25 protein-coding genes and 4 pseudogenes are annotated in these 26,351 nt (G+C 41.1%); 22 read left to right on the top strand and 7 right to left on the bottom strand.

What is annotated here, in order from left to right:
• Positions 1-615: 615 nt before the first annotated feature.
• From ACLFKQ_RS30710 to ACLFKQ_RS30675, 8 genes and pseudogenes are all read left to right on the top strand, one after another.
• Complete coding sequence (locus tag ACLFKQ_RS30710) at positions 616-867, top strand: transposase (RefSeq protein WP_449003390.1); 252 nt, start codon at positions 616-618, stop codon at positions 865-867.
• A 405-nt stretch (positions 868-1,272) separates the two neighbouring features.
• Positions 1,273-2,547, top strand: coding sequence for a glycosyltransferase (locus ACLFKQ_RS30705; protein ID WP_449003386.1), 1,275 nt, complete (start codon positions 1,273-1,275; stop codon positions 2,545-2,547).
• Between the two features lie 124 nt (positions 2,548-2,671).
• Positions 2,672-3,163 carry a hypothetical protein gene (locus tag ACLFKQ_RS30700; RefSeq protein ID WP_449003385.1) on the top strand — a complete coding sequence of 164 codons (492 nt, stop codon included), beginning with the start codon at positions 2,672-2,674 and terminating at the stop codon, positions 3,161-3,163.
• A gap of 207 nt (positions 3,164-3,370) precedes the next feature.
• Positions 3,371-4,829, top strand: a pseudogene (gene tnpC, locus ACLFKQ_RS30695) (IS66 family transposase).
• 288 nt (positions 4,830-5,117) lie between these two features.
• Positions 5,118-6,105 (top strand): annotated as a pseudogene (locus ACLFKQ_RS30690) (IS110 family transposase).
• Positions 6,106-6,856: 751 nt separating this feature from the next.
• Positions 6,857-7,066, top strand: coding sequence for a hypothetical protein (locus ACLFKQ_RS30685; protein ID WP_449003384.1), 210 nt, complete (start codon positions 6,857-6,859; stop codon positions 7,064-7,066).
• 29 nt (positions 7,067-7,095) lie between these two features.
• Complete coding sequence (accD, locus tag ACLFKQ_RS30680) at positions 7,096-8,016, top strand: acetyl-CoA carboxylase, carboxyltransferase subunit beta (protein ID WP_449003383.1); 921 nt, start codon at positions 7,096-7,098, stop codon at positions 8,014-8,016.
• 277 nt (positions 8,017-8,293) lie between these two features.
• The gene (locus ACLFKQ_RS30675; protein ID WP_449003382.1) at positions 8,294-8,710 is read left to right on the top strand and encodes a 4a-hydroxytetrahydrobiopterin dehydratase; all 417 of its coding nucleotides are present in this window, start codon (positions 8,294-8,296) and stop codon (positions 8,708-8,710) included.
• Between the two features lie 23 nt (positions 8,711-8,733).
• Here the strand turns inward: ACLFKQ_RS30675 and ACLFKQ_RS30670 are convergent, their stop codons facing one another.
• Positions 8,734-9,486, bottom strand: coding sequence for a metallophosphoesterase family protein (locus tag ACLFKQ_RS30670; RefSeq protein ID WP_449003381.1), 753 nt, complete (start codon positions 9,484-9,486; stop codon positions 8,734-8,736).
• A gap of 269 nt (positions 9,487-9,755) precedes the next feature.
• Between ACLFKQ_RS30670 and miaE the strand changes: the two genes are divergently transcribed.
• From miaE to ACLFKQ_RS30655, 3 genes are read left to right on the top strand one after another with little or no spacing between them, the layout of a single operon-like run.
• Positions 9,756-10,364, top strand: a complete 609-nt coding sequence (gene miaE, locus ACLFKQ_RS30665) for a tRNA isopentenyl-2-thiomethyl-A-37 hydroxylase MiaE (protein WP_449003380.1) — start codon at positions 9,756-9,758, stop codon at positions 10,362-10,364.
• A 10-nt stretch (positions 10,365-10,374) separates the two neighbouring features.
• Positions 10,375-10,869, top strand: a complete 495-nt coding sequence (locus tag ACLFKQ_RS30660) for a GNAT family N-acetyltransferase (RefSeq protein ID WP_449003379.1) — start codon at positions 10,375-10,377, stop codon at positions 10,867-10,869.
• Positions 10,870-10,878: 9 nt separating this feature from the next.
• Positions 10,879-11,919, top strand: a complete 1,041-nt coding sequence (locus tag ACLFKQ_RS30655; RefSeq protein ID WP_449003389.1) for a glucokinase — start codon at positions 10,879-10,881, stop codon at positions 11,917-11,919.
• A gap of 66 nt (positions 11,920-11,985) precedes the next feature.
• Here the strand turns inward: ACLFKQ_RS30655 and ACLFKQ_RS30650 are convergent, their stop codons facing one another.
• The 3 genes from ACLFKQ_RS30650 to ACLFKQ_RS30640 form a co-directional block, all read right to left on the bottom strand.
• On the bottom strand, positions 11,986-12,390 hold the full coding sequence (locus ACLFKQ_RS30650; protein WP_449003378.1) for a response regulator: 405 nt from the start codon (positions 12,388-12,390) through the stop codon (positions 11,986-11,988).
• A 539-nt stretch (positions 12,391-12,929) separates the two neighbouring features.
• A complete protein-coding gene (locus tag ACLFKQ_RS30645) occupies positions 12,930-13,268 on the bottom strand; it encodes a hypothetical protein (protein ID WP_449003377.1) in 339 nt (112 codons plus the stop codon).
• Positions 13,269-13,358: 90 nt separating this feature from the next.
• The gene (locus ACLFKQ_RS30640) at positions 13,359-14,267 is read right to left on the bottom strand and encodes an alpha/beta fold hydrolase (protein ID WP_449003376.1); all 909 of its coding nucleotides are present in this window, start codon (positions 14,265-14,267) and stop codon (positions 13,359-13,361) included.
• 241 nt (positions 14,268-14,508) lie between these two features.
• On the opposite strand from ACLFKQ_RS30640, the gene ACLFKQ_RS30635 reads away from it, so the two are divergent.
• The 8 genes and pseudogenes from ACLFKQ_RS30635 to ACLFKQ_RS30600 all read left to right on the top strand — a co-directional run bounded on the left by ACLFKQ_RS30635 (position 14,509) and on the right by ACLFKQ_RS30600 (position 21,418).
• Positions 14,509-15,162, top strand: coding sequence for a DUF3386 domain-containing protein (locus ACLFKQ_RS30635; RefSeq protein ID WP_449003375.1), 654 nt, complete (start codon positions 14,509-14,511; stop codon positions 15,160-15,162).
• 91 nt (positions 15,163-15,253) lie between these two features.
• Positions 15,254-15,490: a NifU family protein gene (locus ACLFKQ_RS30630; protein WP_449003374.1), complete on the top strand. Its 237-nt coding sequence runs from the start codon at positions 15,254-15,256 to the stop codon at positions 15,488-15,490.
• Between the two features lie 524 nt (positions 15,491-16,014).
• Positions 16,015-17,526: a hypothetical protein gene (locus ACLFKQ_RS30625; RefSeq protein ID WP_449003373.1), complete on the top strand. Its 1,512-nt coding sequence runs from the start codon at positions 16,015-16,017 to the stop codon at positions 17,524-17,526.
• A 127-nt stretch (positions 17,527-17,653) separates the two neighbouring features.
• Positions 17,654-18,574 carry a ribose-phosphate diphosphokinase gene (locus ACLFKQ_RS30620; protein ID WP_449003372.1) on the top strand — a complete coding sequence of 307 codons (921 nt, stop codon included), beginning with the start codon at positions 17,654-17,656 and terminating at the stop codon, positions 18,572-18,574.
• Between the two features lie 91 nt (positions 18,575-18,665).
• On the top strand, positions 18,666-19,316 hold the full coding sequence (gene hisH, locus ACLFKQ_RS30615; protein ID WP_449003371.1) for an imidazole glycerol phosphate synthase subunit HisH: 651 nt from the start codon (positions 18,666-18,668) through the stop codon (positions 19,314-19,316).
• A gap of 194 nt (positions 19,317-19,510) precedes the next feature.
• On the top strand, positions 19,511-20,029 hold the full coding sequence (locus ACLFKQ_RS30610) for a Uma2 family endonuclease (RefSeq protein WP_449003388.1): 519 nt from the start codon (positions 19,511-19,513) through the stop codon (positions 20,027-20,029).
• Between the two features lie 409 nt (positions 20,030-20,438).
• Positions 20,439-20,963: pseudogene (gene rsmD / locus ACLFKQ_RS30605) on the top strand (16S rRNA (guanine(966)-N(2))-methyltransferase RsmD); the annotation flags it as partial.
• 125 nt (positions 20,964-21,088) lie between these two features.
• A complete protein-coding gene (locus ACLFKQ_RS30600; protein ID WP_449003387.1) occupies positions 21,089-21,418 on the top strand; it encodes a four helix bundle protein in 330 nt (109 codons plus the stop codon).
• Between the two features lie 110 nt (positions 21,419-21,528).
• On the opposite strand, the gene ACLFKQ_RS30595 is transcribed toward ACLFKQ_RS30600, so the two are convergent.
• Entirely contained in the window at positions 21,529-22,734 is a 1,206-nt protein-coding gene (locus ACLFKQ_RS30595) for an argininosuccinate synthase (RefSeq protein ID WP_449003370.1), read from the bottom strand.
• A 121-nt stretch (positions 22,735-22,855) separates the two neighbouring features.
• Here ACLFKQ_RS30595 and ACLFKQ_RS30590 point away from each other — a divergent pair, with 121 nt between their 5' ends.
• On the top strand, positions 22,856-23,509 hold the full coding sequence (locus tag ACLFKQ_RS30590; RefSeq protein ID WP_449003369.1) for a ComF family protein: 654 nt from the start codon (positions 22,856-22,858) through the stop codon (positions 23,507-23,509).
• A 13-nt stretch (positions 23,510-23,522) separates the two neighbouring features.
• Here the strand turns inward: ACLFKQ_RS30590 and cbiE are convergent, their stop codons facing one another.
• On the bottom strand, positions 23,523-24,785 hold the full coding sequence (gene cbiE / locus ACLFKQ_RS30585) for a precorrin-6y C5,15-methyltransferase (decarboxylating) subunit CbiE (protein WP_449003368.1): 1,263 nt from the start codon (positions 24,783-24,785) through the stop codon (positions 23,523-23,525).
• Positions 24,786-25,121, bottom strand: coding sequence for a hypothetical protein (locus tag ACLFKQ_RS30580; RefSeq protein WP_449003367.1), 336 nt, complete (start codon positions 25,119-25,121; stop codon positions 24,786-24,788). It lies immediately after the preceding gene.
• Between the two features lie 186 nt (positions 25,122-25,307).
• Between ACLFKQ_RS30580 and ACLFKQ_RS30575 the strand changes: the two genes are divergently transcribed.
• Together ACLFKQ_RS30575 and ACLFKQ_RS30570 are read left to right on the top strand one after the other, a co-directional pair.
• Positions 25,308-25,967: an HAD family hydrolase gene (locus tag ACLFKQ_RS30575; protein WP_449003366.1), complete on the top strand. Its 660-nt coding sequence runs from the start codon at positions 25,308-25,310 to the stop codon at positions 25,965-25,967.
• A gap of 91 nt (positions 25,968-26,058) precedes the next feature.
• A pseudogene (locus ACLFKQ_RS30570) lies at positions 26,059-26,301 on the top strand (ISAs1 family transposase); the annotation flags it as partial.
• Positions 26,302-26,351: the final 50 nt, after the last annotated feature.

Raw genomic sequence — 26,351 nt, 5'->3', positions numbered from 1 at the left:
GCAAAGGTATTCTATCTTATTTTGTCTGTTTAAATTGTTTAAGTACCGTTAATGTTTCTCGTGCCACGATGGGAAGAATGACTCAAAAATTGCAATTAACCGTTAAAAAGCGGCGAGACCCCGCGTCGGCGTAAGACGCAAGGGAATGCTCGCCAAGACAAAACTCTACATCCAACTGAGAAAGCGCACCGCCTGCGCTGAGGTCTCCTCAGCGTAAAGACGGAGCAAGCAGAAACAGAACGAGTACAAAAACTAAGAGTTGAGTTCTGGGAGAAAATACGGGATATTCCAGTCAAAGACTTAGTTTTTTTAGATGAGGCAGGAGTCAACCTAGCTCTTGTTCGATTATATGCTCGTGCGCCACGAGGTCAAAGAGCACTCTTGTACTCGTCCTCATCAACGAGGTAAAAATGTATCAATGATTGGAGCGATCGCGCTCAAGTGAATTGTCGCATCGATAAATCTTTTAGGTTCGACTGACAGATTAACATTTGAGGCTTTTGTCATCCGAAAACTCGTGCCGAATCTTTGGAAGGGTGCAACGCAGAGCCTATTGGCTCAAGACGCGACTAGCGTCGCTTGCAGCTTTGCTGCTGCGTTTAGGATAACAGCAGTATTCATAAAGGAGAAGAAATTGAAAAAGCGATCGCCTCTGCTGAAGCTAGATTAATTTATCTACCTCCTTATTCACCTGATTTCAATCCGATTGAAAACTTTTGGTCAAAAGTCAAAACTACTCTACGTTCCATTGGTGCTAGGACATATCAAGCTTTAGATTTGGCGATCGCTGAAGCTTATGCTCAAGTATCTTTGAAAGACATTCGTAATGGGTTCGCTCATTCCTGTTACTGTATCTCACCATTTTGAGAAGGGCTATACCAGTTCAAATTTACCGCAATCGTCGTTTTATTTTACTAATCTAACCTCAAATACTCGTGGGTATCTCTAGATAAATTATCGAAAGAAACTTCTATCTAACCAATATAATAAGCAGCACGTAAAACGACACGAATAAAGTTGCTTAGATAAGCTTGCCATTAGTTAGTAGTAATAGTTAGAAGCAACGTAATAATTGTTAGCATTGTCATTTTTATTTGACTCTAACTACTTATTGTAGATTTTGAGTTCAATTAAATATTATGTACACTTCCATCGTGTTTCACCAACAGACTTATTTCTTCAGAAAGATTAAATTATCGATAAATTTTAATAGACTTCGTTTAGAAACAAATCACATTAATAAATTAATTTATTCAATACATTCAAACACTCATGTTACCTAAAAGTAGAGGCAAAATAGCTCTTATTTCCGTTCATGGAGATCCAGCTATTGACATCGGTAAAGAGGAAGCAGGCGGTCAAAACGTATATGTTAGAAAAGTAGGAGAAGCTCTGTCCCGATTGGGATGGCAAGTAGATATGTTTACCCGTCGTAGCGATGTCGAACAAGAAAAAATCGTCGAACATTCTCCTAATTGCCGTACCATCCGTTTGACTGCTGGTCCTGCTGAATTTATCGAACGTCAGAGAATTTACAACTACGTTTCAGAATTTGTAGACGCGTTTCTAGATTTTCAGCACGAAACGGGAACTATATATCCATTAATTCATACTAACTACTGGCTTTCTGCTGCAGTAGGTAAAAAAATTAGGCAACGTCAGCCGACTAAAATATTTCATACCTATCATTCTCTAGGTGCGGTCAAATATAAAGCAGTTAATACAGTTCCTTTAATTGCCAGTAAACGCCTCAACCTCGAGAGGCAAAGTTTGGAAAATTCTGATGTAGTGGTAGCGACATCGCCACAAGAAAAAATAGATATGCAGACTTTAGTTTCGAGTAAAGGCAACATCGATATCGTTCCTTGCGGTACTGACATCAATATCTTTGGCAAAGTCTCTCGCGATGAAGCCAGGGAAGAATTAGGTATCGAACCCGATGCTAAAGTGGTTTTTTATGCAGGACGCTTCGATCGCCGTAAAGGTATTGAAACTCTAGTCAGAGCGGTCGCTAGGCTTAAAGAGGATGGGCATTCTCATCTGAAACTGATTATTGCTGGCGGTAGCACCCCAGGACAAAAAGACGGTTTAGAAAGAGAGAGAATCGAAGGTATCGTTACCGAATTAGGGTTAGAAGAAATTACCACCTTTACCGGTCAAGTCAAACACGCTGAATTGGCGTTTTATTATGCTGCGGCTGATGTTTGTATCGTTCCCAGCCACTACGAACCTTTTGGCTTAGTCGCGATCGAAGCTATGGCTTCTAGTACTCCTGTGGTGGCTTCTGAAGTCGGCGGGTTGAAATATACCGTCGTCAATGAAGAAACCGGTCTATTAGCACCACCCAAAGATAGTAAGGCTTTTGCCGGAGCGATCGCTCGAATTCTTGCCGATCCCCAATGGCGCGATCGCCTGGGACAAGCGGCGAGAAAAAGAATTGAATCTCAGTTTAGTTGGGACGGAGTAGCCAAACAGCTAGACCTACTTTACTTGGAAGAACTAGGAAAATTACATCAAGAATTTTTAACTAATACCGTGGTTAGCTAAAAATACCGCAGGTTGTTTTATAATATAAACTTAAAGATTGCGATAAAATTTGAATTTTATCGCTTTTTTTAGATAGTTTTAGTTGATAAAAACAATTTATTAATAGCAATCAGGAGTTTTAATTATGAATTTATTAAACTTATCAAAGATTTTAGGGTCTACAGTTTTAACTACTAGCTTAGTATTATCTTCTGGGATAGCCTTAAGTCAGGAAAGAGAAGAAACAATCGATGGCAATCTAGAGCAAACCGAACAAAATTTAGACAATGCTGGTGAAAATCTTCGAGATACTGGGGAAGCTTTAGGGAACTCGATAGAAAACACGGGAGATGCCGCAACCGAAGCGGTTCAAAGAACATATCGAGAAGCGGAGCGAAATATAGAAAATACTGCTAGAGAGGCGAGAGAAAATATCAATCTTGCGGCTGAAGAAGCACGAGCAGAACTAGCAGTAGCTGCCGAAGAAATAGAAAGTCGTTCTAACTGGGGTTGGCTTGGTTTGTTAGGTTTACTCGGCTTATTTGGTTTAGCAGGTGGTAAAAAACGTAAAGTTGTCGAACATCGCACTACTTCAGGAAGTGATTTTATCGAACCTCGTCAAGATCGAACTGTATAAACTTGATAAACTTGGATTAAGTAATAGACATTCTTAATATCCAGTTTAAATTGTTGGCAAGCTAGTTTTAAAAGACGCTATTTTTAGTTAGAGCGTCTTTTTTTGGATGCAAAACTAAAAACTTACGAGCAATTGTTAGAACGAAAAATCGTAAGGATTCAGGTATCAGGGTTGACAAAAAGGAAAAAGAGATTAAAGTAGCCAATAATGAGCGAAGCTAATCACCCCTTCAAAGCCGAAGAACTGCGCCAGTTGTCCAATGAGAAACTGGCAGAAATCGTGACTACCCAACAAAAGCTGATTGAGAAGCTAGAAAAAAGAATAGAACAACTGGAACAGAGCCTCAACCTCGACAGCCAAACCTCATCGAAACCCCCTTCAACTGACTTGCTGAAAAAAAGCGAGAGAAAACCAGAAGTAGGGTTGGAAGAAGCCAAAAAAGAGACAAAAAGAAAACCAGGAGGACAACCAGGACATCAAGGGAAGACGAGAAAAGGATTTGGGCGTGTAGACCGCTACGAAGTATTGAAACCGACCATCTGCTCCAACTGTGGAAATCAACAATGGAAGACTAAGGGGGTACGAGTAGATACTCAACAGGTAGCCCAGTTGGTGGCAAAACCGATACAAGTCGTAGAGTACCAACGTCATCACTGTCAATGCGGCAAGTGTGGAGCAATAGAGGCAGCTCGACGGTCTCCCACAATGATTCCAGGTCAAGACTTGGGAGTCAGACTACAGGGGTTACTTTCCTGGCTGGGAAACTATGCTCATATGTCCTATGCTAAACAGCAAGAACTGTTGTGGGAACTGGGAGCAATAGAAATTAGTAGGGGAACTTTAGTTGCCACCAATGAACGAACGAGTACAACAAGCGAGTATCAACAGTGTTGAAGGGTTGAAAAAGTCGATTAATTCAGAGCATCCTCCTCTACATTGTGACGAAACCCCCTGCTCAGTTAAAGGAGTCAAAGAATGGCTCTGGGTTTTAGCTGGGTCAGAGTTCTGCCTGTTTCATGCCGGCGATACTAGAAAACGCAGAGAATTGGAAGCTGTATTAGGAGTATTCTATGATGGAGTTTTGATTAGCGACGATTTTAGTGTCTACAACGGCTATTCAGTAGCAGGACAACAAAAGTGTTTGGCTCATCTACGTCGTCATTTTCAAAAACTGTTAAAGACTAAAGGGGTAGATAACCAAGAAATTGCTACCACCTTTCTGTCTCTAATTGATGAGGCATTTAAGCAACATCGGGTTTGGCGACAGACCCATCAGGAAAGCCACTATCGAGATTGGGCAGAGGATTTCCGAAGGCGAGTGACTAGCGCAATTAAGACTTGGCTCAAGAATGCTGGTCATGAAGCTGGAAAACTGCTACGTTCGCTGCGTGATAAGGCGGAGCAATGGTGGTATTTTCTGACACATCCTCAGATACCCCCCGACAATAATCTAGCTGAACGATGTTTGAGAACTGCTGTAACCAAGCGGAAAGTTTGTGGTGGCTCTCGTTCCATCGAACGGTTTCAACATACAGCCAACCTGCTGAGTGCAATTCAATCTTGTCGTTTGCAAGGACGTTCGGTGATTACTTTTTTTCAACAGACTTTACAAGCTACAGTTGGACATTGTTCTTATCCTTCTCTTATTCCTCATGCTTGCACCTGAATCCTTACGAAAAATCCACCTTTTCCCTTTTACCCTTGTATCTTGAAATTAGGATTAGGATCTAGAATCCTGATACTTTAGAGAAAGTAGTAGACCGTCTTACCCTTGGTTACTGAAAACCGTGTTAAAGCTGGGTCACTACAATTTCTCTCTCCTCAAGCAAACTCAAACAATCGCCAGGGTTTGAAACCCGTACGCCAGGGTTTGAAACCCGTATCTTTGCAAGGAAGAGTCAGATGAGCGAGAGTCAAAACGATTTCAAAATATCACTAAAAGAGAAGCAAACTCATGAGTGAAAAACAGTGGGTAGGAATAGATGTCTGTCAAAAATATCTTGATATCTATAGTACGTCCTGAAGGAAAACTATTTCCAGTGACAAATGATGAACTAGGCATTAGCAAACTCGTTCAAACTCTGAGCAAGATCCAGCCAGAATTAATTGTACTCGAAGCAACAGGAGGAATGGAAATCGATGCAGCAATCAAACTGACTCAAGCAGGATTAGCCGTAGCCGTAATCAATCCTCGACAAGCGAGGCATTTCGCCAAAGCGACAGGACAATTAGCCAAAACTGATGCCATCGATGCCAGAGTGCTAGCCCACTTTGCCGATGCCATTCGTCCCCAAGTAAGACAAATAAGCGATGAATCTTCTCGTCAACTAGAAGATTTAGTACAACGCCGTCGCCAGATAAGCGACATGATTACTGCCGAAAAAAATCGTCGCAGAGGTAAGACTAATTCTGTCAAAACGAGTATCGATGAACATATTAAATGGCTAGAGCAACAACTTAAAGAAATTGAATCACAAATCAAATCGGCGATCGCGCTTGACGAAAGCTGGAAGCAAAAAATGAAGTTATTAACCAGTGTTCCTGGGATTGGGGAAGTAGTAGCTGTAACTCTAATTTCATCCTTACCAGAATTAGGCACAATCTCGCACAAATCAATTTCCTACTTAGTTGGTGTTGCTCCTTTGAATAAAGATAGCGGCAAATTTCGTGGCAAACGAAGAATTTGGGGCGGAAGGGCTAAGATTCGTTGTGTGCTTTATATGGCAGCTTTGGTAGCAATTCGTTTTAATCCCCCTATTAAAACTTTTTATGAGCGTCTAATTCAACAAGGTAAACTCAAAAAAGTTGAGGGGCTGTCTCTTGAATTTACTTCAAGAGCTTGTAAGCCCCGTGCCATAACAGCCTGTATGCACAAGCTTCTAGTTGTTTTAAATGCCATGATGAAGAACAATCAATCTTGGCAATCTCAAACCGTCAGCTAGCTCTCCCAATCATTCTTGAGTTTTCCAAGTCACAAAATTTTGTCATTGTAGTGACTCATCAGCATAGCTGAATTATGCAGCTAGCGATCGCACCATAAGACAAATTAAGCTTGACATTCAAGACAATCGCTTTAACCGCTCTATATCATTTATTTTCAGAACTTATCGAACTCAGGTATAGAGAGGAAGCTCTCATACGTCGGCGACGACTCAGGCACCTTTAGGTCTGAAATTTGCTACGAAATTTGCTACTTTATCTAGATAGTCCCGACATGACTTTTTCTAACGCAGCAGAAAAACTTACAATATTACAATAGTTAGAGATTACTGCCAAAACGGTCGTCTTAAACTGCCAAAACAGACATCTGGGGCGCACAACTGAGCCGCAACTTCCTCTGTATTAAAAGAAGGGATGCGCGGCGGTAGCCGCCCTTTCCGAGTTTTCCTTGGAAATCGTGTCTTCATAAATTTGGCAGCCTGAGGAACGAACGGCAGTACCTTCAAAGAAGTTTGACTCGTTAAATTACGAGTCTCGGTCGCTTTAGGCGACTCTATGATGGGCGGTATGAACGTCTGAGGAAGCCGAGTTCTACTCGCGAGGCGAGAAGTTGAGTCTACGACTTGCTCCGCAATCGCAACAGACGACGCGCCTTTGCGAAGACGCTTCCCCCGAAGTGTCCTTCTCTGACCGTTGGTTAATGCAGAAAAACGATCTGCTCTGTGGTATGGCTAGTTAAAACATCATAAACTCGTGTCCTGGACTACATTAAAAACTACCAAAGCTCGCTGGGAAGCAGAGTTGATGCAACAAATATTAGCCGCCCACGATATTCCTAGCCGCGTTCTTGATATTGGCGCAGGTATTTATTGCGGACAAGGAAACCAGGCAGCACTACAAGTACTAGCCAAAGATCGCTGGACGGCTTTACTGTTGCTTAGTTCTCCAGAAGAAAATGAGTAAATTCGTAAATAAAAATAAAAATTTGAGATATGTCTTTAATTGACTGGTTTGCCAATCTTAGAAAAACCGAAACTCCAATTCAAAAAAGACCGGAGAGAGAAATAGCTGATGGATTATGGACAAAATGTAGTCTGTGCAGTACCGTTGCCTATGCTAAAGATTTACGCGCCAATCAACTAGTTTGTACTGAATGCGGTCATCACAACCGCGTTGATGCTAACGAGCGTATTCAACAGCTAATCGATCCTCAGACTTGGAATCCTTTAGGAGAAGAAATTCAGCCCAGCGATCCCCTCAGGTTTCGCGATCGCAAAGAATATCGGGTACGACTCCAAGATTACCAGTCGAAAACTGGCATGAGCGATGCCGTTAAAACGGGAACTGGCTCGATCGATGGCTTGCCTGTGGCTTTAGGGGTAATGGATTTTCGCTTTATGGGCGGTAGCATGGGTTCGGTAGTCGGTGAAAAGCTCTGTCTTCTGATTGAACATGCTACGGCACAACATTTGCCCGTGGTTATCGTCTGCGCTTCTGGCGGTGCGAGAATGCAGGAGGGAATGTTGAGTTTGATGCAGATGGCGAAAATCTCGGGTGCCCTACAGCGTCATCATGAAGCTCATCTACTCTATATCCCCATTCTTACTCATCCGACTACAGGAGGTGTAACCGCCAGTTTTGCCATGTTGGGCGATATAATTGTCGCCGAACCCAAGGCGACCATCGGATTTGCAGGACGCAGGGTTATCGAACAAACTCTTAAAGAAAAGTTACCCGAAGGATTCCAAACTTCGGAATATCTCTTACAACACGGCTTTGTCGATATCATCGTACCCCGCACTCAGCTTAAGAAAACCCTGGCACAGTTAATTGGTTTGCATCAATCTTTTTACTCCTTGATGTCTCCGGTAAATTATCACAATGGCGGTATACCGAAAAAGACGGAAGTTTGAAGGAGTTATTTTACTATCGGTTAACATGCGATTACCAAAGGCTTCTCGACTCGAATGAATCAAAACAAGGGATATCGGATTCAGTTAGAGAAGCTGTAACCGCTGAAGGCTGTGTGTTTAATGCCTCGGGCTGGTGCCAGCGAATCGGCTTGTAGGCAAACTTTAGAATACAATTTCCGGAAAGAGCGGGCTCGGAAGTAATTTGTGGTTATCCAGTGCATCTGCCTTTAAAATTAATTTGAGGGCAAGGGGTAGTAAAATTAACTAATCTTAGGGAATGGGTATCGATCAAAAGCGGGGCGCGATTTTTCTACCCTGGAAGCAAAAACTTCAGTACTTAGTGACTACTATTGGGCTGTTAGGAATTTTTTCGCTGGCTGGGGTCGGGGAGCGAACAGTAGCAAACTCTACACCGGTATTAAGCGAAAGTGAAATCTCCCAGAAACTCCAACAGCTACCAGGTTGGACTCGAGAAGGCAACAAAATCGTCAACACTTTTAAATTCAAAGATTTTGTCACTGCAGTTGATTTTGTCAATCAGTTAGTCGAACCAGCAGAATCGACAGGTCATCATCCAGAGCTCGCCATTGCCTACAATCGAGTTACCGTATCTCTGACAACTCATGATGCTGGAGGTATTACCGAGCGAGATTTTGCCCTAGCTAGAGTTATTTCTCGATTAGCTGATGAATAATCGAGTGCCATTTGGCGATCGCCCTAGGCTCTTTTGAGGATACGTTTGAACATATTACTATCGGTATAATCTATATAAGCGATCGCTTTTTTGAGCGGCATAATCCGCAACCTTCCATCTTGACTATTTGCCTGATACACTTTCTGTTGGGTTAAATCTAAAGCGCTCATCCAGCCACTATGGTGATGATAAACTCCCGTTTCAATGTCCAACCAACCAGGACCTGCGGCTATTTGCCCCGGTTCTACCCCCGGCAAAGTAAAAGTAATCGTATGACCGGTAATAATTAACTTGTCTTTAAAATAAGGCTGTTTGTTACCGTGAAATTCGGCTCTAATCCAACAGAATTCTTGGGAGGATTGCTCTGATAAAGGTATTTGAGGATGCACTCCGGCATGTACTAACCAAAATTCTCCCAAGTCGAAATAGAGAGGCAACTTTTTCATCCAGTCAATATGTTCTTGGGGAATCTTGCTATTATAACTAGCGACAGTAGCATGACCGCCACTATAAAGCCAGCTCTGATAGAGATCCATCGAAACTTCGCCGCTACCGACGACATTGAGCAACATCTCTTCGTGATTACCCCGCAGACACTGGTAGTTGTTGGCGATCGCTAGTTCTACTACCTGTGCGCTTTTGGGTCCTCGGTCGATTAAATCTCCTAAGAAATAAATTTCGTCATTGCTGTTAGGAGAAATTGAGTCTAACAAGGTAATTAAGGTATCGTAGTGTCCGTGTACGTCACCAATTACGATTTGGCGGTGATTGGTCATATTAACTGTGTGTGTGTACGCAACTTCAGAGTGATTTATGCTGTTAACTAAAGCTGTTAACTAAAGAGGAATTTTATTTTTGCTCTGCTAGAGCGGGTTATCAATCTACTTAAATAAGTATTCCCAAATTAATACTCAAAGATTTATGTATACTCTGAAAATATTTCGCTCTTTACACTGTAATTATAAGAAAACAAATACAAATTGATACAAATTGATAGATATCTAGCAATTTTCAGTTACATAAAATACATTTCAGTATTAAACTAATGTCGGATAAAGCCCTATTACCTACTACTAAGCTGAAAATTCTCAAACAGCCTACCAGTCTGGCTTGGCTCGAACAAGCACTCTCCAATCTAGATACAATTTTACTCGATCATTCCCATTGCGAACGTAAAGCCGCAGGAGCAGCAATCAATTTGATGTTTCGCTATCCCGCCCATCATCATTTGGTACGGCAGTTAACTGCGATCGCTAAAGAAGAACTGGAGCATTTCGAACTAGTCAATCAGTGGCTCGAACGAAGAAACATCCCTCTTGCTCCCCTAAACTCTCCTCCCTATGGAGCTAAATTAAAATCCCAAATTCGCCACCAGGAACCAGAGCGTTTACTAGATTCTCTGTTAATTTCGGCTTTAATTGAAGCCCGTTCTTACGAAAGATTGAGCCTACTGGGTCAACACTGTCCCGATCGAGATTTAGCCAAATTTTATCGCAGCTTGATGGCATCAGAAGCCCGTCACTATGGAATTTATTGGCTACTCACCGATCGCTATGGCGACCGCCAAGAATTAAATCGTCGTTTAGATGAGTTGGCGACCTTTGAAAGCGAAGTATTATCTACTCTATATTTAGAACCGAGAATACACAGTTAAAGCTGGAGCGATGGACCAAATTTACGACCGATTTTGGATTAGGGATTGGCATCCGAGCGATCGCGATCTAGCAGCAGCAGTAATTCGGCAAGTATTACAGGAATATGGTTTACCTTGGCAACCAAAAACTGCCGACCGCGATGTAGTTGAAGTAGAAACCTCATATCATGCTACTGGCGGAGAATTTTGGGTGATAGAGACAAGTACAAAGATCGTGGGAACCGCAGCATATTATCCAATTGCTAGAGGCAAACGTGCAGTCGAAATTCGGAAAATGTATCTCTTGCCAGAAGTAAGAGGTTGGGGGTTGGGTAAATACTTATTACGAGAACTGGAACGAGCGATCGCTTTACATAACTATGAGGAGATTTGGCTGGAGACAGCCTCTGTATTAGTTGAAGCCGTGAAACTCTATGAAAGTTCTGGTTATCGTCCTGCTACGGAAATAGAAACCGAGCGGTGCGATTTAGTGTATGTTAAAAATTTGAGTCAAGGGAACAACTAACTGTAAATAATTATGCTTTTAATAGCTGGAGATATTGGCGGAACTAAAACGATTTTACGTTTGGTGGAAGTAACCGAGGTTACTCTGACAGAAAGAGCCTTTAAAACCGTCAAAGAGGCACAGTACGTCAGTGCTAACTTTGTCGATTTAGTGCCGATGGTCAAACAGTTTTTAGCCACGGGAAATTATCCCACTCCCCAATCTGCTTGTTTTGCGATCGCCGGTCCCGTAATTGATAACACTTCTCACTTAACCAATATTAACTGGGTCTTAGATTCTCGGCGTTTGTCGTCAGAATTAGGCATCGACAGAGTTAGTTTGATTAACGATTTTGCCGCCAACAGTTTTGGTATTCTGGGTTTGAGAGAGGAAGATTTACATACTTTACAAACGGGAACCAAGCAAAACGAGTCTCCGATAGGTGTCATTGGCGCTGGGACTGGCTTAGGACAGGCATTTTTGGTGCCTCAAGGGGAAAAGTATTTAGTTTTTCCTACTGAAGGCGGACATACAGATTTTGCTCCCAACAACAACTTGGAAAGACAACTGTTAGAATATCTGCAAAATAAATTAGCCACCGATCATATCTCGGTAGAAAGAGTAGTTTCAGGACAAGGAATCGTAGCGATCTATCAGTTTTTACGGGACTCAGATTTCATAGCAGAAACAGCGGAAATTGCTAACAAGATTAGAGTTTGGGAACGAGAAACCGAAAAAACCATCGATCCTGCTGCCATTATTTCCCAGGCTGCTTTTAAACAGAGCGATCGCCTCTGCGTTAAAACTATGGAGATGTTCATCGATGCGTATGGTGCAGAAACGGGCAATTTAGCTCTTAAATTATTGCCCTATGGAGGAATCTATATCACTGGCGGAATTGCAGCTAAAAACTTACCAATGATGCAAGATGGTCGATTTATGACTGCTTTTAAGCAAAAAGGAAGAGTTAGTTCTCTGTTAGACAATATTCCCATTCATATCGTTCTCAATCCTCAAGTCGGTTTAGTAGGTTCGGTACTCTACGCTCTACAGTCAGAGCGACCAGGATAAGAGACAAGGCGATCGTTGTTAATGTTAATGAGTTAATACATCAGCAACGGTAAAAAGCAATCACACTCACACTAACTGTATCGAATGCTCTTGGAGTGATTTATGATTTTGCGCCAGCGAGCGATGCACCTGCAAGGATAAATTATCTATGCCGAACGGTTTGTGTAGAATACCGTTGGCTCCACTTTTTCTAGCTTCTTCGGCAGTAATTTGATGATTTGCCGAAATTAACAAAATTTGTATCGATGACAGTTCTTCCTCTTGACGGAGCTGCTTGGTAACTTCTAAACCATTCAAACCAGGCATCATAATATCCATCAAGATTAACTGAGGACGTATTTCTCGCGCTAACTTTAAAGCATCAGAACCATTAGTAGCAGACCTGACTTCGTATCCGTCTGACTCTAAAGTAAGTCGGATCAAGAACAAAATGTCATCGTAATCGTCAACTATTAAGATCGGTTTGGTCATTGCTTTGCTTTAAACTTTTGATTCGGTTCGGATTGAGTTTAGAACTGTATACATATACATTTTAAATGTATTCAATGACCAGTTTAATCACCTCTTACTTTTGGCTACTTTTATTAATTAATTTACTCTATCTATAGTAAGAGATTAATCTATTTATATTTTTAGGTCAAACACTCAATTATATTGACCAAAAATATGCCGACAAAAAATGTTTTATTTATCATTATTTTTAAATATAGCTTAAAAAATTATAAAAATGGAATTTTGGCAGCAGAGCAACTGAGAATTTTGTCCCTCAGACCGAACGGACAGAATGAACTTCTAATTTGGATAACGAAGGATTTCCTGCTAGCCAACACGAGTAATTTAAGTTACCTAAAAAAACTTGCCACTATTATCTTTAGTAAGTATTTTATCTTTAGTAAGTATTTCTGCTCCATCTTTTAAATACTAATCGCTCGATAGCGAGCACCGTTCGCTAATAAGATAATTGAATGAAAACCCGCCTTCGAACAGACGGATTTCACTAACATTTAAAGCTAATTAACTGTCGAAGTAGCAGCAGGATTAGCTTTTTTGGTTTTATCAAAATTGCGAACCATATATCTACAGCCAGCACAATCACAACCATATAGAGCGATCGCCTTTTCTCCTTCGCGGTCTATTGCTTCGATGGTGGCAGGATCGTAGCTGTCGCAACTACAATCATAAAAAGGATAATCAGTATCGCTACGAGGAGCATTGACTACTGAATCGCTTACTTGTGGTGCGGTGAACACGTATTCTCGAGAGGTATTAGCATGAGCGGCATTAGCTACCATAACTGTCAGAGCTACGGAACCAGAGCAACCCAAAATACTGAGTAGTTTCTTATTCATAAATCAACTCCTAGATCGAGGACAAAAAAAGTTGGTTAACGAAATAATAACCGACAATCTCAAAGATCGATAACTTCTCAGTACTCAGTACTAACCGTGGGTGTTTGCAACCCAATCTAACAAAATTGGATTGACTACTTCTGGAGCTTCGTCTTGGGGACAGTGACCCAAACCTTCCAAAGGAATAAAGCGATTTACAGTTGGAATAGCCGCTAATTCTTTACCCATAGAGACTGGCTCCCAGGGGTCTTCCGTTCCCCAAAGTATAATTGTCGGACATTGAAGCTGAGGTAATAAATCCTCTGGCAACGGTCCTTGAGAATAACGAGTAAAAGCAATAAAAACATCTCCAGCTCCTTCATCTAATGCTGGTATCATCAGCATTTCGATTAATTCCTCGCTGACTGCTTCGGAACGACGATATGCCTGTAACAAAATTTTGCGGACTACTTGGGGTTTGGCAATTTGTTTAAAAAAGAAATTACCGACCCATTTATTGCCTAAAACTCGCTGCATTAGAGCAGAGCCATAATTACGATACCAAGGTAAAGTAGCTCGTTTGCGTTCGTGTAACAATCTCACCGAACAGTTAATTGCCGCTATCCCTAAGATTAAATCAGGGTTATCCACTGCAGCCTGCATAACTACGATACAGCCGATGGAATTGCCAATTAAATATGCAGGACTACCGACAACTTCTCGACAAAAATCGGCTACTTGTCGTCCCCAAGTTTCAAATGTGTAGCCAATGCCTTCTCCAGGTATCGGTTTTGCCGAACCTCCAAAACCAATCAGGTCGAGCGCATAACAGCGATAGGTTTCTCCTAAGACGGGTAAATTCTTGCGCCAATGACCCCAAGAAGCACCAAAACCATGAACTAATACTATTGCCGGAGCATCGGTATTAGTTTCGCCAGAGCTTTGATAGGTAATGTTAAAACCTTGCCAGTTCCAGTTTTGAGGAGTTTTTGAAGCTGCGATCGCTGGGGCAGTTGTCATCTTTACTAGAATATTTAACGATTATTTTTATATTTTTATTATTGGCAGAATTAGTTAATCGTAGTTGGTGGGAAAACCTAATACTTTCTACTGGCGGTTAGGTCTTAGTCAAAGGAGTCGCTTGGTTGCATTTAAAACCTCATAGAAATGCTGTACGAGGTAGGGATTACCGTCTCTACTGCTCGGAGACAAATCTTTCTAAACTAGATAAAAGAATTTAGATAAAATCTTGAGTAAATTTATGACTGAGAATACAGCACGCGATCGCTTTCGTTCTGCCTACGAAAATCGCTATACTTGGGACAAAAACTTTCCCGGCTACACTACTAAGTTAGAACTCCGACAGGGAGATGAAGTTTATAGTGGTAATATCAAAGTTAACCGCGACCTTTCGGTAGAAGTTACCGGAATTGAAAACGAAGAAGTTACCGAGAGCGTCTACAATCATATGCGGGACGTGATTACTCACCGCAAACGCAACTCTTTTGAAAACGCACACGGTAAAAGTACTTTTAACTTCGGAGAAGAAGATTCTAGTGGTGCGGTCGAAATTTTAGTCAAAGGCGATGCCATGGGATCGAACTACAAAATTCGCGATAAAGAAATTACTCAAGTAAGTCGCGTGATGGGACCGATGGCGTTTGTAATTAATACTAACGAAAGTCTTGATACAGGTGAAGGCTATATTTCTACTGGCTACAACGCTATCTTTCGCGATTCGAAAACTAACAAACTAAAAGGAAAGCGAGAATTTAAAGAAAGCTACGAAAAGTTTGGTAATTATTATCTACCAGTGCACCAAGAAATTGAGGCGATCGACAAAGACGGTAATAAAATAACTACCGAATTTATCTTTAGCGAAACTAAATTACTAGAACTCGCTACTGTTGGATAATCCCAATTTATCTAGGCAATTTCTGCTAGTTAAGCAGCGATCGCGCTAGGATCGTTTTAAAAACATTTAAAACATAACAACACAACTAACTATGTCATTAGCATTAACTTCCGAAAACGTAGAAAACGTATTAGATGAACTACGTCCCTACTTAGTAGCTGACGGTGGTAACGTCGAGTTGGTCGAAATTGAAGGACCAATCGTTAAATTAAGACTACAAGGTGCTTGTGGTTCTTGTCCTAGTTCGACCATGACTTTAAAAATGGGTATCGAACGCCGCCTACGAGAAAAAATTCCTGAAATTGCCGAAGTAGAACAAACAATTTAATTTTCTTGATAGGGATGTCAAAACGAACATCCCTATCTTTTAAGTAGGTAGCTCTTCAGCTAGTTAGAGCTAAGTTTCCTCCTGTTTCGGACTTTTAATACTGCTACCTATTACCGCCAATGACTAATATTTCCCCTATTGCCAATCTTTCAGAAGACAGAGCGTGGAATTATTGGCGACGCTAACAGCTTTATTTTTTGCTAACTTTCTGAGTTTTTGCCGAGCGATTGAATATTCAACAAACTATTTTTTTTCGTCACGGCGGGCTAGAAAATTCGAGAAAACAGGAGATAAGCTTAGCTTGTTACCTCGAACAATAATCAAAATGTCTGCATTTTTACAGTAATTTTTGACGTTTTTTCTTGCTTCGATCTAATCTTGATAAACTGCTAGAGTCACAGATTACTCCATCGCCAAATCGGTGCGACTAAGAAAGAGGTTTTCTCCCCATTGAGAATATGCGCCCAGTCAAAGCGGAGACTACTGTGACCATTAGTAAAACTATAATAAGAAGTTACAAAGTAATGCAAAATAGCTTTTTTAATAATTCGTTAGATAAAAAAAGTCTCAAGCAACGTCTGCGTAAATTAAGTAAAGCCAAAGTTGGTTTTTATAGCATTGGTTTATATCCCGCTTCTCTAGCGTATAACTCAGCAATGCAGAAAAGCGAAAAATCCTTGCTGTTAGCTCCTCGTCCCGGTAGAGAATTATTGGGAGCCTTTTCCGAAGAGGCGATAAGAGGTATGGATCCCAGGCACGTAACCAAAATGAACCGCATGGCTAGTCACAGAGAGGGAGATGAATTAGTTTCAAATAATCTCGAGTACTTGATTGAAAAATGCGACCTAGTGTTGTTGAGTGCAAACAGTAAATACATCGAACGAGATTTTGCTGATGCCTGCTCCCTGAGAGAAAAACTCAACCGTAAAAACGTCGTGCTTGCTTGCCTGGCGGGGTCTTTTAACCATGACGATGTTAATAATAATTCATATATACTATGCGAAAAGTATCCTAACTTAGCATTTTTCTCTGGCTTTCACAGACATGGTGCTCTGCGTCATCCAGTCGATAGCTTTACCGCTAATTTTTGCCATCCTAATGCTTTGACAGCCCTGATCGGGGCATATATGCTCGATAAACTCTCGCCAAATCTTCAAGTTTCTCCTGGGATTCATAATATTGAAGCACAATATCTCAAAGCTGCTAAAAACATGGCTTCAATCTTTGCGGGATTTGGCTATGAATATCATCAACACAATCCAGGAGTTCTACCGACTTTACTAACCTTGCTACTCAATCAATGTCTAGATCAGGCAGCAACTGTTTCGATGATGCGACCCGACCGCCACAGACTATATAACGAGCAAACTATAGCTTTGACTGAATTGGGCTATGCCGTACCCAGAATTGAAGCAACTCTGAATAAAGGTGGCTATTTGGAAAAAGCACGGGATCATACCTTTTCCCAGTTAACCGCGATCGTGGCTGATGTGCGAGGCAGTATGATGCTCCCCGTTACCGGCGAGCCAACCAGAAACTTTCAGGCTGGACAATGGTTAGCTAGAGGTATGCGCGAACACGGTCGCTGTCCGATAAATATTGAAGAATTCGAGCAGTGGTGTATAAATGCCGGTTTGAATACGGGGGCTCTAGAAGGATTAAAAGCTCTAAAATATTGGCCGCAAATCGAGGAAAAGTATGGTATTCAAGTTCATGATGCTTCAATGGTCAATCTTCTATACAAGGGATTATATGGCAATGATGTAGAAAAAGATTATGCTTTTGAAGTAATGACCGAAAGTCGAGAATTAACCAGTTATTGTCAAGAGTCTGTAAGACCTACTCACGGACGAAAATATGCAGAAGCTTTAAATAATTTGGAAAAACTCGATGCTCTCGAATTAATTTCCAACGCAGTTATTGCTGAAAATGCTCGAAAAGCTTTGAAAGTTGATGGTGAAATTGAAGACAGAAAAATTCATCCAGATGCTCCTGCCTATATACGAGTCATGGAATATATCGAAAAAGGTGCATGATTGACTACTCGTCAAGAGCGAATTGAGATGATAAATAAATCTCGCGCACCCAGAGAAAAAAGGCTGGAAGGTAGGAAAAACTGGTGAATTGGTACGATAATAAATTTATTGAGCCACTTCTGCAATTATGACCTCTAAATTCACGCTTTTTGCTGGCAGTGCAAACGTCGAATTAGCTCGAGCAGTAGCTTATAATCTGGACATCAAACTAGGTCAGCGTACCATTACACGTTTTCCCGATGGGGAGATTTCCGTAGAGTTAAATGAGTCGGTAAGAGAACGACAAGTTTTTCTCCTCCAGCCAACTTCCCCACCTGTAGATAGCAACCTATTAGAGTTACTCGCTTTTGTCGATGCCTGTCGTCGTTCTTCAGCCGCTCGAATTGTGGCAATTATTCCTTACTTTGGTTACGCCCGTAGCGATAAAAGACGGGGTAAACGTCAGGCGATTATGGCTAGTTTGGTGGCTAATCTAATCGAACTAGTAGGCATCGACCACTTAATTACTTTCGACCTACACGCACCACAAATCGAGGGATTCTTTCACATTCCCGTAGATAATTTGACGGCAGTACAACCACTTCAACAGGCGTTGCGCGATCGCTTGTCACCCGAAACAGTGGTTGTTTCTCCCGATAGTGGCAGAATTTCCATGGCAATGGCGTATGCGCGAGAATTAGATGCCAAAGTGGCCGTTTTGCACAAACAACGAGAAAGTGGTACCGAAACCGCAGTTACTCACGTGATTGGCGATGTCAAACATAAGCCCTGCTTGATTATCGACGATATGATTTCTACGGGTGGTACGATCGCCACCACTGTGACGGCATTACTAGAGGCTGAGGCACTACCCAAAATTTTTGTCGCGGCAACACACGGACTACTGATTGAAAATGCCAGAGAGAAGCTAGCTCATGAAAGTATCCAAGGGATTTTTGTTAGCGATACTTTGCCCAAAGAAGGACAAAACTGGAGTAAATTAGAAACTGTTTCCGTAGCACCTCTAATTGCCGAAGCTATCTGCAAAATTGCCGGAGAAATTTTTTAAAATAAACATTATTAAGTCGACAATAGCGATCGCAGCTAAAAAAGTTATCTGTAGAATAAATAAAATATTGAAATCTAATTAGGAGTTAACTATGACGAATATTGCTGTCATTGACTACGACATGGGCAATCTTCACTCTGCTTGTAAAGGCTTAGAAAAAGCAGGAGCAACTCCTAAGATTACTGATTCTGCCACAGAAATTCTCCATGCCGATGCAGTAGTTTTGCCTGGAGTCGGCGCTTTCGATCCTGCAATGAGGCATTTAAGAGCGCGCGATTTAGAAGCACCAATCAAAGAGGCGATCGCGCGAGGCAAGCCTTTTTTAGGTATTTGTTTGGGGTTACAAATTCTGTTTGAGGGTTCGGAAGAAGGAATGGAAAAGGGTTTGGGCGTTGTTTCAGGTATAGTACGTCATTTCAAAAGAGAACTAGATATTACCATTCCTCACATGGGTTGGAATCAATTAGAGTTGACTCAACCAGAGCTTTCTCTATGGCAGCAATTAGCTCCCAATCCCTATGTTTATTTCGTTCATTCCTTTTATGTCGATCCCTGCGATCCCAATGTTAATGCGGCAACCGTAACTCATGGTAGCCAAACAGTTACTGCGGCGATCGCTCGCGACAACCTGATGGCGGTTCAATTTCATCCTGAAAAGTCTTCTGCCAATGGCTTACAAATTCTGTCTAACTTTGTGGCTTTAGTCGAACAGCATCAAACTTTGGTTAGCAGCGCGCAGTAGATATTAGTTAGATGAGATAAATTGCTCTCGCGCCGCCGAGCGATAGTCGGTAGTAGGTTTCGCTCTTCGGTTGGTCGTTAACTGATGGTTTTTGGCTAGTTGCCAGATCGAACTTTAAGATAGAGAAGAAGTCAAAAAAAAATAATTTAGTAGTGCGATCGCCAGATATCGATTTTATTACTGATGAAGAATTAATGTTGCTTAGTTCCAAAAATCCCGAACTGAGATTCGAACGTAATGCGGATGGAACTTTAGTAGCTATGTCTCCTACGGGCAAAATTTCTAGTAATCGAGAAGCAAAAGCGATCGCTTATCTTTTGCTTTGGGTTGAAAATAACAATTTGGGCGAAGTTTTCAGTTCTAATTGTGGATTTAAACTACTTAATGGCGCAATTCGCTCTCCTGATGCTGCTTTTGTCGCCAGAGAAAATCTACCCGCAGGATGGGACGAAGGAGAAGATGAATTTTTAAATCTCGCTCCCGATTTTATAATTGAAATTCGTTCTAAAACTGATAACTTGCAAGTTCTTCAAGAAAAGATGCAGGAGTATATAGATAATGGCGTAAAGTTAGGTTGGTTAATAGATCGGCAGAATAAGCAAGCTTTAGTGTATCGTGTTGACGGTTCTATTACTCAATATCGAGCCGATACTATCTTAAGTGGTGAGGATATAGTACCAGGTTTTAAGCTGTCTTTGCGGTCTTTATTTTAGAATAAATTACTACTTTAATCATGTTGGTTTTCGTTCCTCAACCCCCACCCAAAGAAATATAAAAATTAATTATTGAGCGATCGCTACTTATTGTCATAACTTTTATTTTATATTTATTCAGGACTAAACCGTTACTTTGGTATTCGATATTAGGGGCTATTAGCAGCACCATTAAATTGACCTTAGTGGCGATCGCAGCAACAAGATTGAGAAAAAACTCTACTTTTTCCAGGGTAGTTTAGTTCCCATTTCGGTTAGTGCCGAAAATACTAGATAGATAATGAGAACGGCTACGCCAGCAACAAACAAAATTAGCTCTTGGTTCATCGATCGCCTGCTCTAATATTCTTTTTATTTTTTTATTGTCTCAGTCTTCACTCGATTTATGCCAGACTAAATTTAAAACCCAATGAGAATTTATGGCAATCGACAGCTTAAAACCGTCCCAGGACAAACAACTCGCCCCACCTCAGCTAAAGTAAGGGAAGCGATATTTAATATTTGGCAGGGAGAGATTGCAGATTGCTCCTGGCTGGATTTATGCGCGGGGAATGGTTCGATGGGTGCAGAAGCTCTATGTCGCGATGCCAAAAAGGTGGTAGGAATTGAAAAGTACGGTAAAGCTTGTAGTGTCATTCGCCAGAATTGGCAACAAATAGCCAAACCAGAACAGACTTGGCAAATTATTCAAGGAGATGTCTTAACTAAAATAAAAACTCTGGCAGGACAACAGTTCGATCGCATCTATTTCGATCCTCCCTATGACAGTTACCTCTATTTACCAGTTCTCAAAGCGATCGCTTCATTAGAGTTGTTAGCACCAGCAGGGGAACTCGCCGTCGAACACGACTCTCAAATCTGGCAAGCAAAAGAAATACCAGGTTTGGAACTATATCGTACCAAATCTTACGGCAAGACAACGGTGACTTTCTATTTCACAATTCCCCGCCGTAAACGGATGGCGATTGTAAGGAAGAGGGAAGAAGGTATAATTACAAACACATCAAACTTCTTTCTTCAAACTTCAAAAAAAATGAGCCACAGAGAACAATTTAATTTATTTGGAAACGTAGCGTCGAGCTTTGTGTTATTTGCTATCGATTAACCAAGCATTTTCCACAATCAGAACTATACGGTTTAACCAATCAAATCAGACTAACAGAAGTATCCGTGCCATCCAATATAGCTGAGGGTTACGGAAGAACATACAAAAATGAATATGTTCGTTATCTTCAGATTGCATTAGGTTCGTTGCGAGAATTAGACACTCAATTAATTATTGCCAAAAAAGTTGGATTGGCTAAATCAGAACTATTTACAACTGCTATGAATGAAGTAGAAGAAATGCAAAAAATAATGGTTTCTACTTTACATAAATTATCTAAATAACCTTGTTCCCTCTTCCTTCTTCCTTCGAGGAGCGGCAGCGATTGATCTTTGCCCTAAAAGAACAAAGCTTTCTCGCCGCTTCTCGGTAACTACTAACTACTAGAAAATAGTTAAATTCCTCTGATTTTTTGCGACCAAACTCTAGTGGGTAAACCCCAAATATAGATAAATCCTTCTGCTGCTTTGTGATCGAATTGGTCATCGGCACCGTAGGTAGCGAGATCGGGGGTGTAAATCGAATTTGGCGATCGCCGACCGACAATGTTGGCATTACCTTTAAATAGTTTTAGCCGCACTTCTCCAGTGACTCGTTCCTGAGTTTTTTGGATAAAGGCATCCAAAGCTGCTTTTAAAGGACTGTACCAGAGACCGCGATATACTAGTTCGCTGTAGCTTTGTTCGATACCCCGTTTGTATTGGGTAATGTCTGCGGTGAGAGTTAAGCTTTCTAAGTCCCGATGGGCATCGATTAATGCCAGTAAAGCTGGTGCTTCGTAGATTTCCCGCGATTTAATCCCTACCACGCGGTTTTCTAACATATCAATTCTACCTACGCCATGCTTGCCCATTATTTGATTGAGTCGCAAAATTAAAGCGACGGGGTCGAGATGGTTACCATCAATGCTAACGGGAATACCAGCCTCAAAACCGATAGTTACATATTCTGGTTCGTCTGGAGTATCGGCGATCGCTCGAGTCATTAGGTAGATTTCTTCGGGTGGTTCACTCATCGGATCTTCTAAAGGACCGGCTTCGATACTGCGACCGAGTAAGTTGCGATCGATACTGTAAGGAGAAGATTTTTTTACGGGAAATTCGATGCCAAATTTTTCTCCATAGGAAATAGCTTGTTCGCGACTCATTCCCCATTCTCTTGCCGGGGCAAGAACTTTTAAACTGGGGTTTAATGCCATAATGCCCACGTCAAAGCGTACCTGATCGTTACCTTTCCCCGTACAACCGTGGGCTACTGCATCCGCACCATATTTTTCTGCTGCCTCTACTAGCAATTTAGCAATCAACGGACGGGCTAAAGCCGTAGAAAGGGGATAGCGATTTTCATATAAAGCGTTAGCTTGAATGGCGGGAAAAGCATAGTCTTTAACAAAACTTTTAGTGGCATCTTCAACCAAAGATTCAGTGGCACCACATTTCAAAGCTTTTTGACGAATTGGTTCTAATTCATCTCCCTGTCCTAAATCGGCGGCGAGAGTAATTACTTCTTTAACTCCCCATTCTTGTTTGAGATAGGGAATACAAACTGAGGTATCCACCCCACCAGAATAGGCTAATATTACTTTTTCTGCGCGACCCATAATTTATATCACCTCAAATAACTAATGGGGTATTGTATCGCGGATCGAACTATGTCTAAGTATTAACGGTAGCTCGGGATTTTTTGAGGAATATAATAGTAACTCAGGACGAACTAACATTATGTTTAAACAGCTACTTTCTGTCTTTCTCGAATCTAAATGTCCTCTATGCGATCGCACCGCCGCGAATGTGATTTGTACTTACTGTCAAAAAAAGTTATACAGCTATCGCTTAGATAAACCGAGTGGCTTATGGCAGGAGGAATTACCGCTGTTTGCTTGGGGAAAATATGATGGACAACTCAAGCAGGCGATCGCCATAATGAAATACGATCGCCAACCCGAAATTGGCACAGTTTTAGGTAAATGGCTGGGAACAGCTTGGCTGAAAAGTACTTTAGTCAAACCACAGAAGATAACGGTAGTGCCAATTCCCTTATATCCCGACAAGCAACAATCGCGAGGATTCAATCAAGCTGAAGTTATCGCCAGGGGTTTTTGTCAGCAAACTGGTTACTTATTGCAGTCTGAGGTTTTGTTTAGAGTACGAAATACTAAAGCTATGTTTGGACTGAATACTTTAGAAAGAAAGCACAATATGAGTAATGCTTTTCAACTGGGCAAAGAGTTGCCTAAATATCCGGTCTTGTTATTAGATGATATCCATACTTCTGGTAATACGGTATTAGAAGCGGCTAAAGTTTTAACTCGGCAAGAAATAAAAGTCTATGGTGTAGTGATGGTTGCTAAAGCCGGTAAACGCGTTATTAAGTAGTAAATATTTGTGACTAATTACTATTAAGATTGGCAGTAATAATTGTAACGGGATTTAAAGGAGTAAAACGAGTTAAATTTTTAATCGGTGTCGAACGAGAGATTTGCAGTTGCAATAGACGATAGTGCCAAGAATTTTGCCTTAACCAGTCTACTACTTGATATCCATGTTCGACAGTGGCAAGAGCGATAACTAAAACACCATTATTATTAATTCTCTGTCTACAAAATTCTAAAATATCTACTAAGTTGCCGCCGCTACCGCCAATAAAAATGCGATCGGGATTGGGTAATTTAAATAATGCTTCTGGAGCTTTGCCGCTAATGATTTTGACATTATTAACTTTAAATCTCTGACAGTTTTTAGAGATTAAATTTATTCCCATGCTAGTTTGTTCTACGGCAAAAATTCGAGCACTAGGACACAAACGGGCAATTTCAATCGATACCGAACCAGTACCCGCACCGATATCCCAAACGATTTGCTTTGATTGTAGTGCTAATTCTCCCAATACTGCCAAACGCACTTCTCTTTTAGTAATTAAACCCGGGCGATCGCGAAAGCTAAAAAAGAGTCGATCGGGCAATCCTAAGATTGGTAATTTCTCTAGCTCTGAGTTATAATTTGGCGATTCTTCAATTAAAATTAGTACATTTAAAGGAGCAAAATTTGTTGCGGATAAGTTGGCAAGTTCGAAGATCTTTTCCGAAGTAAAAGTAGTAATTTTTTCTTCTAGAGCTGCTAATTTTTCGCAGACGTGAAAGGTATAATTAGTAGGTAAATCTAAACTCAAATAAAGACGAGCGATCGCGGCGGGATTATGCTCTGAATCGGTTAAAATTGCAATTTTTTCTTTACCCCGTTTTAATAACTCGATCGATTCATCTGGATCGCGTCCATGAACGCTGATAAACGCTGCATCTTGCCAGGGAATTTTCAGACGATTAAAAGCTAATTGAATCGAGCTAAGGTGAGGATGAAAACTTATTTTTTCTGCCGGTAATTTTTCTAGTAACAAACGTCCCAAGCCAAAAAAAAGCGGGTCGCCACTAACTAAAATAACTGGACGATCCTGGGTTTCTATGAGCTGCCGAATAAATTCGATGTCCGACTGCAAATTATCTAAAACTAATTGACGAATTGGAAAATCTTTAAAATAATTTAGATGGCGGCGGCTGCCTATTAAAATAGTAGCGTCATCGATAATATTTTCAGTTTTTTTAGTTAATCCCGCTAGCCCATCTAAGCCAATGCCGACTACTTGAAGTTGCGCCATCTATTTCTGAGCCGAATTAGAGACAAACTTATATCCTACGTAGAGCAAAAAACCGATAAAAGCAATACTAACTAAACTACTGACAATATGCAAAAAGGTATTGAGCAAAGAGAAACTCAACCATACCGCACCGATAGTGACGGCTATTTTACCAGTCTGAGGCAGGCGATCGAACCAATTTTTAGCTGAATTTAGCCAAGTTTCATATTTAGTTCGTTCGGGAAGGATTTCTGGTTCTACTGTTTTGTTACTATCTTGAAAACCAGCATTGCGATTGATTTCTGCCTCTAATGCTTCTAACTTGCGTTGCCAATCTTGGTTGTTGGGAGAATTCATCGAACTTAACTCTATCTCTGAAAATAAATTATCTGCTTTTTTTTAATCTTAGCAGTTTCAAGGCTTTGCCAGCGCGATCGCCTGTTTTTTCCCTCTATGTAATTCAATATATAGATATATAGAAATGTATCTTTATTAATGTTAATAATAATAAATACTAATAAATTGACGTTGGTAAAATAATTAATGCTAGAAGCGATTCTCTTCGATCTAGACGGTACTTTAGCCAATACCGATCCGATTCATTTTGCCGTCTGGCAAGACATTCTGACTCGGTACGAGTTAGAGATCGATCGCTCTTTTTACAGACAGAGGATATCGGGACGTACTAATGCTGAGATTATTCAAGATATTCTACCGCAAATATCTCTAGAAGAAGCTTGGCATCTTGCTATCGAAAAAGAGGAGAATTACCGCCAACTAACGGGTAGTTTAAGACAGATGCCTGGTTTGGCACGAGTATTACAGTTAACCGATACCGTACCGTTAAAAAAAGCTGTAGTAACCAATGCACCGAAGGAAAATACGGAACATATGCTCCGAATTTTGCAGCTTACTCATATTTTTCCAGTCGTGATTATGGCAGAAGACGCACCCCCAGGAAAACCCCATCCCGCACCATATAATTTAGCTCTAGAAAGGCTTGGTGTAACCAAAGAACGAGCGATGGTATTTGAAGATTCCCCTGCCGGTATTCGTTCGGCAGTAGGCGCGGGTATTTATACCATCGGTATTGCTTCAACTCATACTCGTGAAAATTTAATTAAATTAGGTGCGGATATGGCAATAGACGACTTTAATAGTGAAGAACTTTGGCAATTATTAGATAAAAAAGTATTTTGTTAAGTTTCCCTCGCTGGACAGTAGCTCTAACGACTCTTGATTAGATATTGTCTTAAACATTAACAATAATATCAGGGTAATCGCATGAAACCAGGCGGTAATCTGCGGTGCAGATGGCTGGGTGGGAATTGAAACCTATGGCAAAGCCAAACAGACTTGGTTAGAAACCTTTTGAGAACTACCAAATGGAATTCCTTCTCACGATACATTTGCTCGTGTTATTGGTCGACTCGACCCAGAAATGCTGGAGCCAAACTTCCAGGCAGGGGTCAAACAGATGACCGATTCGTTGGGTTTAGAATTAGTAGCCATAGATGGCAAAACTCTCAAAGGCTCTTAGCGGTACTTAAACAATTTAAACAGACAAAATAAGATAGAATACCTTTG

Source organism: Myxosarcina sp. GI1(2024) (assembly GCF_053543375.1).
Note: the sequence above shows the minus strand (reverse complement) of the source record. Positions and strands in the feature narration are given on the sequence as shown.